Here is a 17,812-nt window from a genome sequence, read left to right as displayed (position 1 = left end):
ATGGGTGATCCACGTGGTTTTCTCAAGGTCCGCACACGTCACGAACTAGCCGAACGCCCCGTCGAGGAACGCATCAAGGATTGGCTGGACGTGCATGCCGAATCCGGCTTGCAAAGCTGGACGCAGGAGCAGGCGGCACGCTGCATGGATTGCGGCACCCCGTTCTGCATGTCGGGCTGCCCGCTGGGCAACCTCATTCCCGAATGGAACGACCTGGTGCGCCAGGGCCAGTGGCTCGAGGCATACAACCGCCTGTCGATGACGAACAACTTCCCCGAGGTCACCGGACGCATCTGCCCGGCCCTGTGCGAATCGTCGTGTGTGCTGGGCATCCACCAGCCGCCCACGATGATCAAGCTCGACGAGGTCACCGCGATCGACCAGGCGTGGGAGCTCGACTATGTCAAGCCGTTGCCGCCCGAGCGCCTCAGCGGCCAGACCGTCGCGGTCGTCGGGTCGGGCCCGGCCGGTCTGGCGTGCGCCCAGCAGCTGACGCGCACCGGCCACACCGTCGTCGTGTTCGAACGCGATGACGAGGTCGGCGGACTGATGCGCTACGGCATTCCGAACTTCAAGCTCGACAAGGGGCTCATCGACCGCCGTGTGGAGCAGATGAAGGCAGAAGGCACGCGGTTCCGCACCAACACCGAGGTGGGCAAGGACATTTCGTGGGACGCGCTGCGCGCCAGCTATGACGCGGTCGTCGTGGCGATCGGCTCCACGGTGCCGCGCGACATGAACATTCCCGGCCGCCAGCTCGACGGCATCCATTTCGCCATGGAGTTCCTGCCGGACGCCACGCGCCGCTTCTACGGCAAGCGGCCGGTGCACGACATCACCGCCGAAGGCAAGCATGTCGTGATCATCGGCGGCGGCGACACCGGTTCAGACTGCCTGGGCACGTCGATCCGCCAAGGCGCCAAGGACGTGACGGTGCTGCAGATCATGCCGCAGGAGCCCACGAGCCGCCCCGACAACCAGCCGTGGCCCACGTTCGCGCGCCTATACCAGAAGACCTCGTCGATGGAGGAGGGCGGTGAATACATCTACAACACCGATTCCGTGAGCTTCGAAGGCACTGCCGAGCAGGAGGCGCGCATCAGCGTCGAACACGGCACGCAGGCCGAAGGGTTCGTGGCCGATGCGCAAGGCCATGTGACCGGCCTCAAGGTGGTGTCGGTGGCGCCGGGCGATGACGGCCCGTTCACCCGCCAGCCCGGCACCGAGCGTGTGCTGCCCGCCGACCTGGTGCTCATCTCGGTCGGGTTCCTGCACCCGGACACCACGACGCTCGTGGACCAGCTGCCGGTCGAACTCGACAACCGCGGCAATGTGGCCCGTGACGACGCCTATGCCACGTCGCAGGACGGCGTGTTCGCGTGCGGTGACGCCGGCCGTGGCCAGAGCCTGGTGGTGTGGGCCATCGCGGAGGGCCGTTCGTGCGCCGCCGCCGTGGACCAGTACCTGATGGGTTCCACCGAACTGCCGTCGCCGATCGTGGCGTCGGAACGTCCGATGGCTTTGCCGCGCCGCTGAACCGTGATGGTGCATGGGCCGCATGCAGTAAAGTAAGACGCGTGGCTGTGCATGCAGCAATCGATGTACCAAGGAGGGAACAATGCCCAATCGAGCGGAACGCCGTTCCAAGAACCGCAATGGGGTGCCGGACCAATACGACCAGACCCGTGGCCGTGGCCGGTCCGGCATGATCGACGAATACGCGCTTCAGGAGAAGTCCCGCCGTCTCAAGGAAGGCGGCGACGGGCCGTGGAAGCCCACGAGCAGTGAGCTCGAGCACGCCGAGGAAGTGGCAATGGACACCAATCCGGACAACTTCGACCCGCCGCAGGTGCTGCGCGCGCCCCATTCGGTGCGCCAATGGTTCCGTGTGGCGTCGTGGGTGCTCATCGTGGTCTCCGCGATCCTGTTCTTCGTTGTCATGTGGATTCCGAACCGCCCCATGTGGTCGATCATCACGATCGCCGCGGTGTTCGCCGCGGGCGTGGTGAGCCTGTTCTTCACGGCGGGCGACCCGAAGAACAACCCGAACCTGGACCAGAACGGCACCGCGGTCTGACCGTTCGGCCCCATAACCGACCGATGGCCGGCTCCCCACTGGTGTGGGGAGCCGGCCATCGTATTTGGTCAGCCGTGGTGACGGGCGTGATGCGCCGTCACCGGCGGCGCATCACTTGAGCTCTTCGAGCTTGGCGAGCACACGGTCGACGTGGCCCTTGTAGTCGACGTCGTATTCGGCGTCTTCGATCTTGCCGTCGCCATTGATGATGAAGGTGGAACGGATCGGCGTGTATTCGCGCGTGCCGTCCTTCTCCGACTCCTCAACGGTGCCGTAGAGCTTGTGGACCTCGTAGTCGGGGTCGGACAGCAGCACGAAGTTGAGGTGTTCCTTCTCGCGGAACTCCTGCAGCGGGCGCACATCGTCGCCCGACACGCCGATCACGGTGTAGCCGGCGGCCTCGATGCGGTTGAGGTTGTCGCGGAAGTCGCAGGCCTCGGTGGTGCAGTACGAGCTCATGGCCTGCGGGTAGAAGTACAGCACAATGTTCTTGTGCTTGAAATCGGCGAGCGCATAGCGCTTGTACTCGTCGGATTCCAGTTCGAAGTTCGGTGCGGTGTCGCCTTTAGCCAGGCGAATGGGCTTAGTTGATTCACTCATGGCCTCCACGTTAGCCCCCATGCGCGTGCTACCGTGGGAGAATACGCGTTGGGAGAATACCGCACAGGATGGGAGTGGCGTATGACAGGCGGGAACACGGCGGACGCGCAGGCCGCATTGCGGTTGCAGGGCGTGGAGTTGCGCCGGTACGGGCGCACGATCCTCACCGATGTCAACCTCGAGGTGCCACGGGGCGGCAAATGGGTGCTGTTCGGGCCCAACGGCATCGGCAAATCGAGCCTCGTGCAGATGATGGCCACGCGCGCGTTCCCCTCATGCGGCACGGTCGATGTGCTCGGCCGCAGGCTGGGCAAGACCAACGTGTTCTCGTACCGCCATCTCATCGGATTGAGTTCCGCGGAACTCGCCCGCGCCTTCCCGTCTGGAGAGGATCCGCTCGATGCGGTCGTCACGTCGCTGACGGCCACGACCGGCCGCTGGCGCGACCAGTACACCGATGACGAGTATGCGCAGGCGCGTGCGCTCATGCGCCGGTTCGGCATCGACTATTTGGAAGGCAAGGCCATGCGTGCGCTTTCGGAAGGCGAGCGCACGCGGGTCATGCTGTGCCGCGCGCTCATGGCGCGTTCCGAACTGTTGATCCTCGACGAGCCGACGACCGGGCTCGATCTGGGTGGCCGTGAGATCACACTGCGCGCGTTGGGGCGGATCGGGCGGGACGACCCCGAACGCACGGTTGTACTCGTCACCCACCGCCTTGAGGAGATCCCACGCGGATTCGACCATGTGGCGATCATGGGGCGTCTGGATGGCAGCGAGGCGGACGCGCACGCCGCACAGGGCGACGGCGCCGACCCGGCGCCGGGCACGATCGTGTATGCGGGCGCCTTGGACCAGGGGTTCACCGATGCGCGTCTGAGCGCGGTGTTCGGCCTTGACCTGCGCGTACGCCATAATGACGGCCGGTGGAGCGCCGTGGCCCGGTGAGGGCCAGCGCGCTGCACAGTGGGGTGTGCGCCGCGGTCGTGTAAGCTGGGCGGTGGTGTGCCGCCGCACGCCAGCCATCGCAGAACGGTAAGGAGTCAGCATGCGTCGAGGGCCGTTGCAGGCAGGGGAGAAGGTGCAGTTCACCGACCGCAAGTCGAACAAGATCACCGACCAGTTGGTGCCCGGGGGGTCGACGCAGACCTCGCATGGGCTGATCCTGCACGACGACGTGATCGGCTCTCTTGAGGGGAGTGTCGTCACAAGTGTGACCGCGAAACGTGAGGCGCAGATCAACACGGAGCATCCTGAACGCGATGCGGGCAAACCATGGAAGGGCACGCGCGCGATCGGCGGATGGCAGTTCACGGTGATGCGTCCGCGTCTGGCGGACTATGTGCTGTCCATGCCACGCGGCGCGCAGATCATGTACCCCAAGGACATCGCGCAGGTCATCCAGCTCGGTGACATCCGCACCGGCATGCGCGTGCTGGAATCCGGCGCGGGGTCGGGCGCGATGAGCCTCAACCTGCTCGACGCGGTCGGCCCCGACGGGCAGGTGACGACGATCGAACTGCGCCCCGAATTCGCGCGCGTCGCCGAGGCGAACGCGACGCTGCACTATGGGGTGCGCCCGCAGTGGTGGACGTTGCTCGTCGGGGACTTCGATTCGCGGTCCGCCGGATTGCCGGAACACTGGTTCGACCGCATCGTGCTCGACATGCTCGACCCGTGGAACCGGCTTGACGCCGCATGGCGTGTGCTCGCGCCGGGCGGCGTGCTCACCGCGTACGTGACGACGACGACGCAGATCTCCCGGCTCGCCGAGGCGTTGCGCGCCTCGAACCAGTGGACCGAACCGCAGATCATGGAGACGCTCGAACGCAACTGGAAGGCGCAAGGACTCGCGATTCGCCCCGACCACCAGATGATCGGCCATACCGGGTTCCTTGTGGTGGCGCGGGCCATGGCACCGGGCGTGGACGCGCTGCGCAAACAGGACCGCGCCACGAAAGACACGACGAGCGACATCGACGCCCTGAGCCCGCAGGAACGCGAACGCATGTGGGAGGACCTCGAACTGCGTGACATCTCCGACCGCAAACTGCGCAAGGTGCTGCGCGACCTGGACGCGCAGGTGCGCGCCGTGCAGGCGGATGATGCCACGGCGCCGGGCGATGCGGTATAGTGGCGTTCCAGTACGACCACCCAAGCGTAGCAAGGACGGGGACACCAATGGCTTCGAACCTCAAGAGCATCGCCAAGCAGGCGAAGGACTACAAGTACATCCTGTTGGTGATGCGGCACGCGAAGACCGAACCGTTCAACGCGCACGGCGATTTTGAACGCCGCCTGCTCGACAAAGGGCTCAAACAAGCCAAACGTGTGGCCAAGGGGCTCAAGGGCATGGGGCTCGTGCCCGATGCGATCGACTGTTCGAGCGCAGTGCGCGCCCGCCAGACGTGCGAACGCATGCTCAAGGTGTTCGGTGACGACCCCAAGGTGCATTATTCGAAGGCGTTGTACGCCGACGGTATGCAGGCGGTGTTCGACGCGCTCGCCAATACGAAGGACAAGCGGCATACCCTCATGGTGCTTGGCCATGAGCCCACCGTGTCGATGGCCTGCCAGTGGCTCGCCGGCAAACGCAGCGACCCGGGCATGCTCGACCTGTTGAACCTCGGCATGTCCACCGCGTGCGTGGCCGTGTTCGGTTCGGAGGCGCCGTTGCGCAAATGGGGTGTGCATGAGGCGGAGCTCATCGCGGTGCTCAGCCCCAAGGATTTCGACTGACCCGATACGGGATATAGGTAGAGCGGTTGATTTCGACCGCCGGTATAAGCTCAGATTATAACGATGTCTCAATAACCACTATGGCCTCCTGCAAGATTTCGCATGTCCGGCGCCGGTTTGTTTGGTAGCGTAAAGCACGTTGCAGTTGAAACCACCCCCTGTTGGAGGCATCATGAGCGTATTGACGTCGATTTCCGGGTTCCCGCGCGTGGGCAGGAACCGTGAACTCAAGAAGATCATCGAAGCGTATTGGAAGGGCAACGCGACCCTCGACGACGTGCGTGGCGTGGGCCGTGAACTGCGCGCCGAGCATTGGAAGCTCGAACAGGCGGCCGGCATCGACCTGCTGCCGAGCAACGATTTCAGCCTCTACGACCAGATGCTCGACACGGCGATCCTGCTCAACGTGATCCCCGCACGGTACCGCCGCCTGTCGTTCAAGGAGCCGGAGGAGACGCTGTTCGCGATGGCGCGCGGCTACCAGGGGGAGCGCGGCGACGTGACCGCCCTGCCGATGAAGAAGTGGTTCACCACGAACTACCATTACCTCGTGCCGGAGTTCGACGAGGCGACCGAAGTCAAGCTCAACGGCAGCAAGCCCTTCGACGAGTATGAGGAAGCGAAGGCGTTGGGCTATGAGACCAAGCCCGTGTTGATCGGCCCGTACACGTTCCTCAAGCTCGCCCGCAACAGCGAGGCGCAGGAACTGGACATCGACGAGGGGCTCATCGACGCGGTCGCCGGCGTCTACGCGCAGGTTGTGCGCCGCTTCGCCGATCTGGGCGCCCAGTGGCTGCAACTGGACGAACCGTATCTCGTCATGGACAAGAGCGACGCGGACGTGCGCCTGTTCAAGGCCTTGTATTCGCGCATCCTGCCGGCCCGCGAAGACCGCGTGAAGATCCTGCTCAACACGTATTTCGGCAATATCGCCGACATCTACGAGACGGTGAAGCTGTTCGAATTCGACGGCGTGGGCCTCGACCTGGTGGAGGGGCGCGACGAGAACCTCGCCGCGGTGCACCAGCATGGCGTCGCCGCACGCACCACGCTGTTCGCCGGCGTGGTCAACGGCCGCAACATCTGGCGCAACAACTACGCCACCAGCATCGGTTTGGTCGACGCCCTGCGCCAAACGACCGACCGTGTGGCCGTGGCCTCTGCCTGTTCGCTGCTGCATGTGCCGTTCAGCACGCAGGGTGAGGAGGCGCTTGGCGAGGATGTGCTCAAGCATTTCGCGTTCGCCGTGGAGAAGCTCGACGAAGTGCGTGAGATCGCCGACCTGGTGGACCTCGACGACGACGCCAAGCGCGCGTCCAGTGCGCTCGCAGCCAACCAACTGCTGTTCGACGGCAGCCGTGTGGCGCGCGACGAGGCCGTGGCCGCCCGTCTGGCCGCGTTGAGCGACGCCGACTTCACGCGTCTGCCGGCACGCGCCGAACGCCAGCGCGCCCAGAAGGAGGCGCTCGGCCTGCCGGCGCTGCCCACCACGACGATCGGCTCGTTCCCGCAGACCAAGGAGGTGCGTGCGGAGCGTGCGCGCCTGCGCAAGGGGGAGATCAGCCAGGACGAGTACGACGCGTTCATCCGCGGCCAGATCGATGAGGCGATCCGCCAGCAGGAGCGGATCGGCTTGGACGTGCTCGTGCACGGCGAGTTCGAACGCAACGACATGGTGGAGTATTTCGGGCAGAACCTCAATGGGTTCCTGTTCACCAAGAACGCGTGGGTGCAGTCCTACGGCACCCGTTGCGTCAAACCGCCGATCGTGTGGGGCGACGTGTCGCGCGCCCAGCCGATCACCGTGGCGTGGAGCACGTACGCGCAGTCGCGCACCGACAAGCCGATGAAGGGCATGCTCACCGGCCCGGTGACGATCCTCAACTGGTCGTGGCCGCGTGAGGACATCTCCAACGAGGAGCAGACGCAGCAGCTCGCGCTGGCGATCCGCGACGAGGTGATCGACCTGCAGAACGCGGGCATCACGATCATCCAGATCGATGAGGCCGCGCTGCGTGAGAAACTGCCGTTGCGCCGCTCCGACTGGCACGCGAAGTACCTCGACTGGGCGGTGCCCGCGTTCCGCCTGGTGCACTCCGCGGTGGAACCGACCACGCAGATCCACACGCACATGTGCTATTCGGAGTTCAACGACATCATCGAGGACATCGACGCGATGGACGCGGACGTGATCTCGTTCGAAGCCTCCCGCGGCGACCTCGTGGTGCTTGACGCGATCCATGACGCACAGTTCGAAACCGAAGCGGGCCCGGGCGTCTACGACATCCACAGCCCGCGCATCCCCTCCACCGACGAGATCGAGGAGCGCATCGGCGAGATCCTCGACAAGATGGACGTGGACAAGGTGTGGATCAACCCCGACTGCGGTCTCAAGACCCGCGGCAACGCGGAAACCTGGCCGAGCCTCGAACACATGGTCGAAGCCGCGCGCCGTGTGCGCGCACGCCTGTGACCGCACCAGACCACATGACCCCAACTCGGGCCGTGGACGGGCGCATCTGACACGCCCGTCCACGGCCCGAGCCGCAAGACCCCCAGACCGCATGCCATATCATTCGTAAGAAGCGAGAGACGACGATGACCATTTTCTCGTTGGAGGTGTTCCCTCCCAAACGCACCGCGCCGGTAGGCACGATCTACGACACGCTCGACGGATTGACCGGGTTGAGCCCGCACTTCATCTCCGTGACCTACGGCACCGGCAAAAGCGCCGACCGCACCGCCACCGCGCGCATCGCCCACACCGTGCGCGCCGAATACGGCATCCCCGCCGTGGCGCACCTGACCGCCCAGTACCTCACCGAAGACAGCGCCGAAGAGGCGCTCGCCATGTTCGACGAGGCGAAGGTGGCCGGCGTGCTCGCCCTGCGCGGCGACCGCAATCCGGACCGTGAACCGGCAGGCGTGTTCCACTACGCGAACGAACTGACCGCGTTCATCCGCGAACGCCGGCCCGACATGAAGATCTACGGCGCCTGTTACCCCGAAAAACACCCGCAGGCCGACACGTTGGACCACGACATCGACAACCTCAAACGCAAGGTCGACGCCGGTGTGACCCACCTCATCTCGCAACTGTTCTACGACAACAGCGACTTCCTGCGCTTCCTCGACAAGGCGCGCGCCGCGGGCATCACCGTACCGATCGAAGCGGGCATCATGCCACCGGTCAACGCGCGCTCCGTACGCCACATGGCCGGCATGTGCTCCTCGAAGATCCCCGAACGGCTCGCCACATTGCTCGACCGTTGGCAGGACGACCCGAACACGTTGAAGACCGCCGGCATCCTCTACGCCTCCGAACAGATCAACGACCTGCTGGCCCGCGGTGTGGACGGCATCCACCTGTACACGATGAACCATCCGTGCGTCACCCGGCGCATCTGGGCGAACGTGCAGGACCTGTTCGTCTGAACCCGTAACCCGCCGCGTCACCAAACCCCTGTACATTGGAACGGTATGGAAGCCAACAGCACGCACACCGTGAGCACCCGAGACATCATCCATGCGGGATTCCAGGAGATCGGGCGGGCCAAAGAACGCCTGAACACCCTGGGCGAGCAGACGGGCGGCCGTGTGGACCCGCCGGCGTTGCTGGCACGCCTCGCGCACAGCATCGACCCCGACACCGCGCTCGCCAACCTCGCCGACATCATCCAGGCGATGCCCGGCGAACCGCTCACGTCGATCCTGTCCGACGGGCCCGCACTGCAACGGCTCATCGACGTGCTCGGCGCCTCCAATGCGCTCGGCGTGCTCATGCGCACCCGCCCGGACCTCGTCGCGGCAGCCACCGCCGACCCGGCCCGCACCGTGATGGTCACCGCCGCCGAACGCCGCACGCAACTACTCGACGCGGTCGGAGCGGACAGTACAGGCACTGCGGACAGTGACGGGCCGGCGCCGGAATCCTCCCTGCCCCTCGCGCAGGCGGCGAGCGCCCTGCGCCGCGCATACCGTGAACAACTCGCCGCGATCATGGCGCAGGACGTGGTGGCCGATGACCCCATCGACATCCAACCCACGATCAGCCGTGAACTGTCCGCCCTGACCGACGCCACCTTGGAAGCGGCGCTCGCGATTGCCCGCCATGAGGTGCAGGGCAGTGGCATGGTGCGCTTCGCGATCATCGGCATGGGCAAGCTCGGCGCGGGCGAACTCAACTATGTGTCGGACGTGGACCTGATCTACGTGGTGGAACCGGCGCGGGATGATGTGGACAACACGGTGCTCACGCGCGTGGGCACCAAGATGGCCACCATGATGCAACGCGTCTGCCAGTCGGTGATCGCCGGCGTGGCCGAACCCGCGTTGTGGCAGATCGACGGCGCGTTGCGCCCCGAAGGCAAGGATGGCCCGCTCGTGCGCCGCTTGGAGTCACATCGTGCCTACTATGAGCAGTGGGCGCAGAACTGGGAGTTCCAGGCGTTGCTCAAAGCGCGCGCCGTGGCCGGCGACGCCGCGTTGGGCCAGGGGTACATGGATATGGCATCGTCGTTCGTGTGGACGGCGGCGAGCCGTGAGAACTTCGTGAACGACTGCCAGCGCATGCGTGAACGCGTGGAGAACCTCATCCCCGCCAACCTCAAGGACCGCGAGATCAAACTCGGCCGCGGCGGCTTGCGTGACGTGGAGTTCACCGTGCAGATGCTGCAGCTCGTGCACGGACGCACCGATCCCGCATTGCGCACCCGCTCGACCCTGGACGCGTTGCAGGCATTGTCCGAAGGCGGGTATGTGTCACGCGTGCAGGCACGGCAGTTGAGTTGGGACTACCGGTTCGAACGCGTGCTCGAACACCGCCAGCAGATGTGGCAGCTCAAACGCACCCACCTGTTCCCGGACCTGGGCGCCGGCAATGATGGGGGACTCGAGAAGAAACGCACGCTCAACACCGACGAACTCAACCAGAACCCCGAACTGCACCGGCTGGCGCGCGCCGTGCACATGCACCCCGAAGAGCTCGTCGAACACTACGACGAAACACGCCAGCAGGTACGCCACCTGCACAACGACATCTACTACCGGCCCATGCTGCCGATCAGCGCCACCTCACCCGACGAAGCGGTCGCGTTGAGCGAAGAAGCGACACTCGAACGCTACGAGGCGATCGGATTCGCCGACCCGCAGGCCGCGTTGCGCCACGTGCGCGCCCTGACCGACGGTGTGACACGCGCCGCGAAGATCAACCGCATCCTCCTGCCGGCGGTCCTGCGCTGGCTCGGGGAAGGGCAGAACCCCGACATGGGCCTGCTGTACTGGCGCACCCTCGAAGAGCACTTCGGTGGCGAACACGAATACCTCGGCTTCCTGCGCGACTCGCCGTCCGCCGCGCAACGCCTGTGCCACGTGCTGTCCAACTCGCGCTACCTGGGTGACGCGCTCAACAAATCATTGGAATCCATCACATGGCTCGGCGACGACGCCCAACTGCACGCCCGCTCACGCGCCAGCCTCGACACCCAATGCACGGCGATCATCGACCGCCACTCCCACGCCGCCAAAGAAGCGGCCACCGCCCTGCGCGCCCTGCGCCGCCACGAGATCGAACGCATCGGACTCGGCTGGATGAGCGGCGTCGTCTGGGGCCCCGAAATGCTCAACGGCATGACCGACGTATATGACGCGATCCTCGACGCCGCACTGCGCTGGTCCATCGCCGCCCAAATGCGCGACGACAACGTACAGGAGGCGCCGGCGGCCATCGCCATCATCGCGATGGGCCGCTACGGCGGGCGCGAAGTCAACTTCAGCTCCGACGCGGACGTCATCATCATCTACCGCCCATCCGCCGGCGCCGACGACCAGACCGCCAACCGGTTCGCACGCAAAGTCCAGGAACAACTGCGCATGCTCGTGCAAGGCCCCATCAGCCTCGAACCGAAGATCGAACTCGACATGGACCTGCGCCCCGAAGGCAAGAACGGGCCACTCGTGCGCTCCTACGCGTCATGCGAGGAATACTACCGCTCATGGTCCAGCACATGGGAACGCCAGGCCCTGCTGCGCGCCCGCGCCGCCGCCGGCGACATGGCGCTCGCCAATGACTTCCTGACACACATCGCCGACCCGTTGCGCTACCCGGACCGGGCCCTGACCGACGACGAAATCGGGCAGATCCGCAAACTCAAGGCGCGCATGGAAGCCGAACGACTGCCGCGCGGCGTGCGCCGCGAACGGCATCTCAAACTCGGCAAAGGCGGCCTTTCCGACGTCGAATGGACCATCCAACTGCTGCAACTGCAACACGCGCACAACGACCCGGACCTGCGCGTCAACTCCACCACGGCGGCATTGGGGGAACTCGTGGCCGACGGTGTGATCGGCGAGGAGGACGCGAACACGCTCGGCGAAGCATGGCAGATGTGCACCGACGCGCGCAACGGCAACTACCTGTGGAGCGGGCGCGCCAACCAGGCGGACATCCTGCCCACCGACGTGTATTCGCTCGGTGGCATCGCCGTCTACCTCGGTTACGACGCGAACCACGGCCAACAATTCGAAAACGACATCCTTTCCGTGATGCGCCGCGCCCGCGAAGTCACCGACCGCCTCTTCTACGGCATCGAGCCATGAGCCGTTGGCCTCACCATTCGGGCACCGATTCGCCACAGGGGCGGCATGCGGTTATAGTTGGTGAGGTCAAACATGGCCACCTTGCCACACGAGCGAAAGGTGAACCGTTGGATATGCATTCGCACACGCCGGCTGAACAATCAATGGTGGGCATGAGCGTCATCACATTGGACGATCTGTCCGTAGCGAACATCACAACCCTGCTCAACAAAGCCAGATACATCGACACCCACCGGCGCGAAGTCGCCCACACATGCGACGGCCGCGTGCTCGCCACCCTCTTCTACGAACCCAGCACCCGCACCCGCCTGAGCTTCGAAACGGCGATGCTCAGGCTCGGCGGCCAGGTCATCGGCTTCGCCGGCGCGCAACTCGCCTCCGTCACCAAAGGCGAATCCATCAGCGACACCCTCAAAACCGTCTCCAACTACGTGGACGTCGTCGCCATCCGCCACCCCAAGGAAGGCGCCGCCCTCGTCGCCGCCGAAGCCGCCAGCGTGCCCGTCATCAACGCCGGAGACGGCGGCCACATGCACCCCACACAGACCCTCGCCGACCTCGCCACCCTCCAATCACGCTTCGGCCGCGTCAACGACCTGACGATCGGCCTGTGCGGCGACCTCACCTTCGGACGCACCGTCCACTCACTGATCGAAACCCTGTGCCGCTTCGGCAACGTGCGCTTCATCCTCATCTCACCCAAGGAACTGCGCACACCCCAATACGTGCTCAACCGCATCAACGCCACACCCAGCTGCTCCTACGAGGAGGTCAGCGACCTGACCTCCGTGATCGGCGACCTCGACGCCCTGTACATGACCCGCGTGCAAAAGGAACGCTTCTTCAACGAGGACGACTACCTGCGCCTGCGCGACACCTACATCCTCGACGAGGCAAAACTCGCGCTCGCCAAACCCGACATGGCGGTGCTGCACCCGTTGCCGCGTGTCAACGAGATCGCCAAGGACGTCGACAACGATCCGCGCGCCGCATATTTCGAGCAGGTCAAGAACGGCATGCTCATGCGCATGGCGTTGGAAAGCTCCGTGCTGGGAGACACCCTGCCCGGTTTTGACGCGTTCGAGAACAAGGAGGTCGCGGCCTGATGGAAGTCACCAGCATTCAGGACGGCATCATCATCGACCATGTGCCGGCGGGCACGGCACTCAAGGTGCTCGAGTATCTGAGCATCAACCCGGCGTCCACGAAGCTCGCGCTCATCATGAACACCGATTCGCACCGGTACGGCACGAAGGACATCATCAAGATCGAGGACCCGGACACGGCGATCGATCTTGATGTGCTGGGGCTCGTGGCGCGTTCGGCGACCGTGGATGTGATCCATGGCGGCCGGATCGTCGACAAGATGACCCCCACGTTGCCCGAACGCGTCGTCAACGTGATCACGTGCGTCAACCCACGGTGTGTGACGACCACGGAGCCGGGCATCGACCAGGTGTTCTACCTCGACCGCACGGACGGCGAGGCGTACCGTTGCCGCTACTGCGATGAGGAGGCCGAGTTCTGATGGCAGTCACCTTCACCAACATCCGTGTATGGGACACGGGCGAGCGCATCGACCTGGTCGTGCCCGACGAGACCCGTGACGTGGTGCTCGACGCGTCCGCGCTCACCGTGGCGCCGGGCCTGGAGGACCCGCATGTGCACTTCCGCGACCCGGGCCAGACCTACAAGGAGTCGATGGTCTCCGGGTGTGCGGCCGCAGCATCCGGTGGCTACACGAACGTGCTGATCATGCCCAACACCGTACCGGCGATGGACGGGCAGCGCGTGCATGAGGGTGAACCGGGCGCTCAGGAGGTCCTCGACGCCGGTTGCACCAACGTCATCGACTATCTGCAGCACTATGAGCGGATCCACGATGTGACGCTGCCGGTGCGCTATGAGCTGTGTGTATGTGCCACGAAAGGCCGTGCGGGCAAGGTGCCGAGCGACCCGGCGGACTGGGCGTGGTATATGCCCGGCCATGACAGCGAGAAGGACGCCGCGCAGATCGCCCATCCGGTCACCGCGATGAGCGACGACGGGTCCGCCGTGCCCACGCCGGTGCTGCGCGCCGTGTTCCAGAACGTCAAAGACACCGGCCTGTATCTGATCGAACACTGCGAACACCATGACGTCGGCGCCGTCAACGAGGGGCCGGTGTCGCGCGCGCTCGGCGTGCCGGGCATTCCGGAGGACACCGAACTGGCGATTGTGCAACGCGACATCGATCTGGTGCGCGAAACCGGCGTGCACGTGCACTTCCAGCATGTGAGCACGGCGATCAGCTTCGACGCGATTCGCCTCGCGAAGGCGGAAGGCCTGCCGATCACCTGTGAGACGGCCCCGCATTATCTCGCGCTCAACGATGAGGCGCTCCTCACATACGGCACGCTCGCGAAGATGAACCCGCCGTTGAGGAGCGAGAAGGACCGGCAGGCCACCATCGCGGCGATCGCCGACGGCACGGTGGACATGATCGCGACCGACCATGCACCCCACACGCTCGACGAGAAACGCCTCGGGTTCCTTGAGGCGCCCAACGGCATCATCGGCTTGGAATGCGCGTTCGGCGTATGCCACACGATCCTCGTGGACGGCGGCTATATCAGCGACGAACGCCTCATCGAACTCATGGCGCTCAACCCAGCGTCCCTCATGGGCCGGCATTCCACCGACATCGCCGGCCTGCTCAACACGAGCGCGCGATGCGCGACCACACGCACCCTCGACCTCGCCGCGACCGAACACCCCGAATCCAACGACCTCGTCATCCTCGGACTGGACGACGAGTGGACCGTCAGGGCAGACGACTTCAAATCCAACGCGCGCAACACACCGTTCGACGGTTGGCAGGTCACCGGCCGGCCCTATGCGACGATCATCGGATCCAAGCTCGTGTTCCACCGTTTGGACGCGCTGCACTGACCCACCCACACCAGCCGGGCGGTTGCGCCCGGCACCCAGTGACATGAAGGAGCAGGATGGACCGCCTCATCGAAGCCATCGAATCCAAACAGAACCCCAGTGTCGTGGGCCTCGACCCCACGCCGGCGCTCATCCCCACCCAGGTCATGAACGCCTACACCATCGAAGTCGAACACAACGTGGACGATGACGACGACAACACCGCCGCGACCGCCGCCGCAGTGGCCTACTTCGAATTCAACCGCGCCATCATCGACGCCGTCGAAGACATCGTCCCCGCCGTCAAACCACAGATCGCCATGTACGAGGCGCTCGGCCCGGCCGGACTCGACTGCTACACGATGACATGCGAATACGCGCGCGACCACGGCCTGTACGTGATCGGCGACATCAAACGCGGCGACATCGGCTCGACCGCCGCCGCCTACGCCAAACACCTGACCGGGTTCAACGGATCGGACGTGTGGCATGAAGACGCCGTGACCGTCAACCCGTACCTCGGTTCCGACGGCATCGAACCCTTCACCGCCGCCGCGCAGGAAGCGGACCGCGACCTGTTCATCCTCGTGCGCACCTCCAACCCTTCCAGCGCACAGATCCAGGAACTCGAACTCGCCAGCGGCGAGCGCGTGTACGAACACGTGGCCGACCTCGTCGAACAATGGGGCGCCGACACCATCGGCCGCTTCGGCTACGCACGCACCGGTGCGGTCGTCGGCGCCACCCACCCCGAAGAAGGCGCACAACTGCGCGCCCGCATGCCCCACACGTTCTTCCTCGTGCCCGGCTACGGCGCACAGGGAGGCACCGCACAATCCGTGGCCGGCATGTTCGACCGCGACGGTTCCGGCGCCATCGTCAACTCGTCACGCGGCATCATCGGCGCGTGGCGCAACGACCCCCGGTACACCGAGGACCTCGACCCCGAGGCGGCGCTCGGTGTCGTCGCGGACAACGCGCGCGAAGCGGCGAAGGACATGCGCGACCAGCTGCGCGTCGCACTGGCCTGACGCGCACGGCAGATTTGGAATCACCGACCACCAGCAGAGCAGAAGAAAGAACAAGGAGACCCATGCCAACCACAGCGTTTTCCCATACCGTGGCGCAGGCCGAACAGGCCGGCCGCATGCCCACGCGGCGCACCGTGGACGTCACCGACGTGCGCGAACTGACCCCGGGCGTTATGCGGTTCACATTCCGTGACGAGTTCATCGCCGCGAACACCGAACCCGGACAGTTCGTCAACCTGTATTCGGGCAATCCGCAGCACCTCATGCCGCGCCCCTTCGGTGTGAGCGAGGTGGACGGCGACGACGTGAGCCTCATCTTCGCCGTCGTCGGCTATGGCACCGAGGAATTCGCCACGCTCACGGCCGGCGACCATGTGGATGTGCTCGGGCCGTTGGGCAAGCCGTTCAACATCCGGACTGACGCCGATTATCTGCTCGTGGGCGGGGGACTGGGCATCCCGCCGCTGCTCGAGGCCGCGCAGGCGCTCAGCGAACGCGCCGACTGCCACACGACCGCCGTGCTCGGCTACCGTGACGCGCATTTCGCCGACGTGTATGCGGCGAAATACGCGGACGAGGTGCATAGCATCGACGAGTCGGAAGGCAACGTGCTCACGCTGCTCGAACGCCTGTGGCCCGGCCTGCAGGAGCGCGGCCGTGAGCTCATCATCCTGTCATGCGGCCCGACGCCGATGATGAAGGCCGTCGCCGAATGGGCGGCGAAACGCGGTGTGGACGCGCAACTGTGCATGGAACAGCGCATGGGCTGTGGCTACGGCACATGCGTCGCGTGCACGATCGACACGCGCGACGGACGTGAAAAGGTGTGCGAGGCCGGCCCGGTCTTCACCGCGCACCAGCTGGGATGGGACAACAAGTGAGGGAAGACACCGTGAACATCGAACAGGAACTCAACGAAACCCCTACGAACCTCTACATGCCGCACGAATGGCGGCATGGCACCGTGGTGGCTGGCGTGCCGTGGAAGAACCCGGTTGGCACAGCCTCGGGCACCTTCAATGTGGACGCGTGTGGCCAGTTCTATGACGTCGCCCAGCTTGGCTCGGTCACCACCAAGGGCGTCTCCCCGGTGCCGTGGCTCGGCAATCCGGGTGTGCGCACGGCGGAAAGCCCCGCCGGCACCGTCAACGCCGTCGGCCTGCAGAACCCCGGCGTCGACCATTACCTTGAGCACGACCTGCCGATCCTCAAGCGGATCGGTGCGACCGTCGTCGCGAACGTCGCCGGCCATTGCGACGACGACTACGCGCAGGTTGTCGAGAAACTCGCCGCCTCCGACGCGGACATGCTTGAAATCAACGTGAGCTGCCCGAACGTGACGCACGGCGGCATGTCCGTGGGCACCGACCCGGTCGCATTGGGCCGACTCATGGACCGGCTGCGCCCGATGACGGACAAGCCGATGATCGTCAAGCTCACCCCGAACGTGACCGACATCGCGGCGATCGCGAAGGCCGCGGTCGATGGCGGTGCCGACTGCCTGAGCATGATCAACACCTTGGTCGGCATGCGCATCGACATCCGCACCGGTGAGCCGATCATCGCGAACCGCACCGGCGGCGTGTCCGGACCGTGCGTGTTCCCCGTCGGGCTCGCATGCGTGTGGCGTGTACGCGCGGCGCTGCCGGACATTCCGATCATCGGCATCGGCGGCATCGACTCGGGCGAAAAGGCACTCGAATACCTGTATGCGGGCGCCAACGCCGTCGAAGTCGGGGGAGCGGCGCTCTACGACCCGACCGCGCCGATCCGCGTGGCACGCGAACTCGAGGAACTGCTCGACTCGCGCCCCGAACTGACCGAAAAACTCGCGAAGGGCGACACGTGGCGCTGAGCG

General features: G+C 65.3%; 15 protein-coding genes. 14 read left to right on the top strand and 1 reads right to left on the bottom strand.

Annotated features, from left to right (window positions below):
- Both PG2093B_RS04790 and PG2093B_RS04785 read left to right on the top strand, forming a co-directional pair.
- A complete protein-coding gene (locus PG2093B_RS04790; RefSeq protein ID WP_129897514.1) occupies positions 1-1,536 on the top strand; it encodes a glutamate synthase subunit beta in 1,536 nt (511 codons plus the stop codon).
- A gap of 82 nt (positions 1,537-1,618) precedes the next feature.
- A complete protein-coding gene (locus PG2093B_RS04785; protein WP_101399133.1) occupies positions 1,619-2,077 on the top strand; it encodes a tripartite tricarboxylate transporter TctB family protein in 459 nt (152 codons plus the stop codon).
- 111 nt (positions 2,078-2,188) lie between these two features.
- Here PG2093B_RS04785 and PG2093B_RS04780 read toward each other — a convergent pair whose 3' ends face one another.
- Positions 2,189-2,677, bottom strand: coding sequence for a peroxiredoxin (locus PG2093B_RS04780; protein WP_129897513.1), 489 nt, complete (start codon positions 2,675-2,677; stop codon positions 2,189-2,191).
- An 81-nt stretch (positions 2,678-2,758) separates the two neighbouring features.
- On the opposite strand from PG2093B_RS04780, the gene PG2093B_RS04775 reads away from it, so the two are divergent.
- The 12 genes from PG2093B_RS04775 (at position 2,759) to PG2093B_RS04720 (ending at position 17,809) form a co-directional block, all read left to right on the top strand.
- Positions 2,759-3,625, top strand: a complete 867-nt coding sequence (locus PG2093B_RS04775; protein WP_129897512.1) for an ABC transporter ATP-binding protein — start codon at positions 2,759-2,761, stop codon at positions 3,623-3,625.
- A gap of 100 nt (positions 3,626-3,725) precedes the next feature.
- Positions 3,726-4,811 carry a tRNA (adenine-N1)-methyltransferase gene (locus PG2093B_RS04770; protein WP_129897511.1) on the top strand — a complete coding sequence of 362 codons (1,086 nt, stop codon included), beginning with the start codon at positions 3,726-3,728 and terminating at the stop codon, positions 4,809-4,811.
- A gap of 47 nt (positions 4,812-4,858) precedes the next feature.
- Positions 4,859-5,416 (top strand): SixA phosphatase family protein, encoded by a 558-nt coding sequence (locus PG2093B_RS04765; RefSeq protein ID WP_129897510.1) that lies wholly within the window; start codon positions 4,859-4,861, stop codon positions 5,414-5,416.
- Between the two features lie 172 nt (positions 5,417-5,588).
- A complete protein-coding gene (gene metE / locus PG2093B_RS04760) occupies positions 5,589-7,889 on the top strand; it encodes a 5-methyltetrahydropteroyltriglutamate--homocysteine S-methyltransferase (RefSeq protein ID WP_129897509.1) in 2,301 nt (766 codons plus the stop codon).
- 101 nt (positions 7,890-7,990) lie between these two features.
- On the top strand, positions 7,991-8,851 hold the full coding sequence (gene metF / locus PG2093B_RS04755) for a methylenetetrahydrofolate reductase [NAD(P)H] (protein WP_277985345.1): 861 nt from the start codon (positions 7,991-7,993) through the stop codon (positions 8,849-8,851).
- A gap of 45 nt (positions 8,852-8,896) precedes the next feature.
- Positions 8,897-12,013, top strand: coding sequence for a bifunctional [glutamine synthetase] adenylyltransferase/[glutamine synthetase]-adenylyl-L-tyrosine phosphorylase (locus PG2093B_RS04750; protein WP_129897507.1), 3,117 nt, complete (start codon positions 8,897-8,899; stop codon positions 12,011-12,013).
- Positions 12,014-12,156: 143 nt separating this feature from the next.
- Positions 12,157-13,119, top strand: coding sequence for an aspartate carbamoyltransferase (gene pyrB, locus PG2093B_RS04745; protein ID WP_026643108.1), 963 nt, complete (start codon positions 12,157-12,159; stop codon positions 13,117-13,119).
- Positions 13,119-13,541, top strand: coding sequence for an aspartate carbamoyltransferase regulatory subunit (locus PG2093B_RS04740; RefSeq protein WP_022857569.1), 423 nt, complete (start codon positions 13,119-13,121; stop codon positions 13,539-13,541). Before pyrB ends, PG2093B_RS04740 begins: the two co-directional genes overlap by 1 nt.
- Positions 13,541-14,944 (top strand): dihydroorotase, encoded by a 1,404-nt coding sequence (locus tag PG2093B_RS04735; protein ID WP_129897506.1) that lies wholly within the window; start codon positions 13,541-13,543, stop codon positions 14,942-14,944. Before PG2093B_RS04740 ends, PG2093B_RS04735 begins: the two co-directional genes overlap by 1 nt.
- A gap of 56 nt (positions 14,945-15,000) precedes the next feature.
- Positions 15,001-15,954, top strand: coding sequence for an orotidine-5'-phosphate decarboxylase (gene pyrF / locus PG2093B_RS04730; RefSeq protein WP_129897505.1), 954 nt, complete (start codon positions 15,001-15,003; stop codon positions 15,952-15,954).
- Between the two features lie 62 nt (positions 15,955-16,016).
- Entirely contained in the window at positions 16,017-16,835 is an 819-nt protein-coding gene (locus PG2093B_RS04725; RefSeq protein WP_129897504.1) for a dihydroorotate dehydrogenase electron transfer subunit, read from the top strand.
- A 56-nt stretch (positions 16,836-16,891) separates the two neighbouring features.
- The gene (locus tag PG2093B_RS04720) at positions 16,892-17,809 is read left to right on the top strand and encodes a dihydroorotate dehydrogenase (RefSeq protein WP_242502834.1); all 918 of its coding nucleotides are present in this window, start codon (positions 16,892-16,894) and stop codon (positions 17,807-17,809) included.
- Positions 17,810-17,812: the final 3 nt, after the last annotated feature.

The organism is Bifidobacterium pseudolongum subsp. globosum, from assembly GCF_004155535.1.
Classification (GTDB): Bacteria; Actinomycetota; Actinomycetes; order Actinomycetales; family Bifidobacteriaceae; genus Bifidobacterium; species Bifidobacterium pseudolongum_C.
Note: the sequence above shows the minus strand (reverse complement) of the source record. Positions and strands in the feature narration are given on the sequence as shown.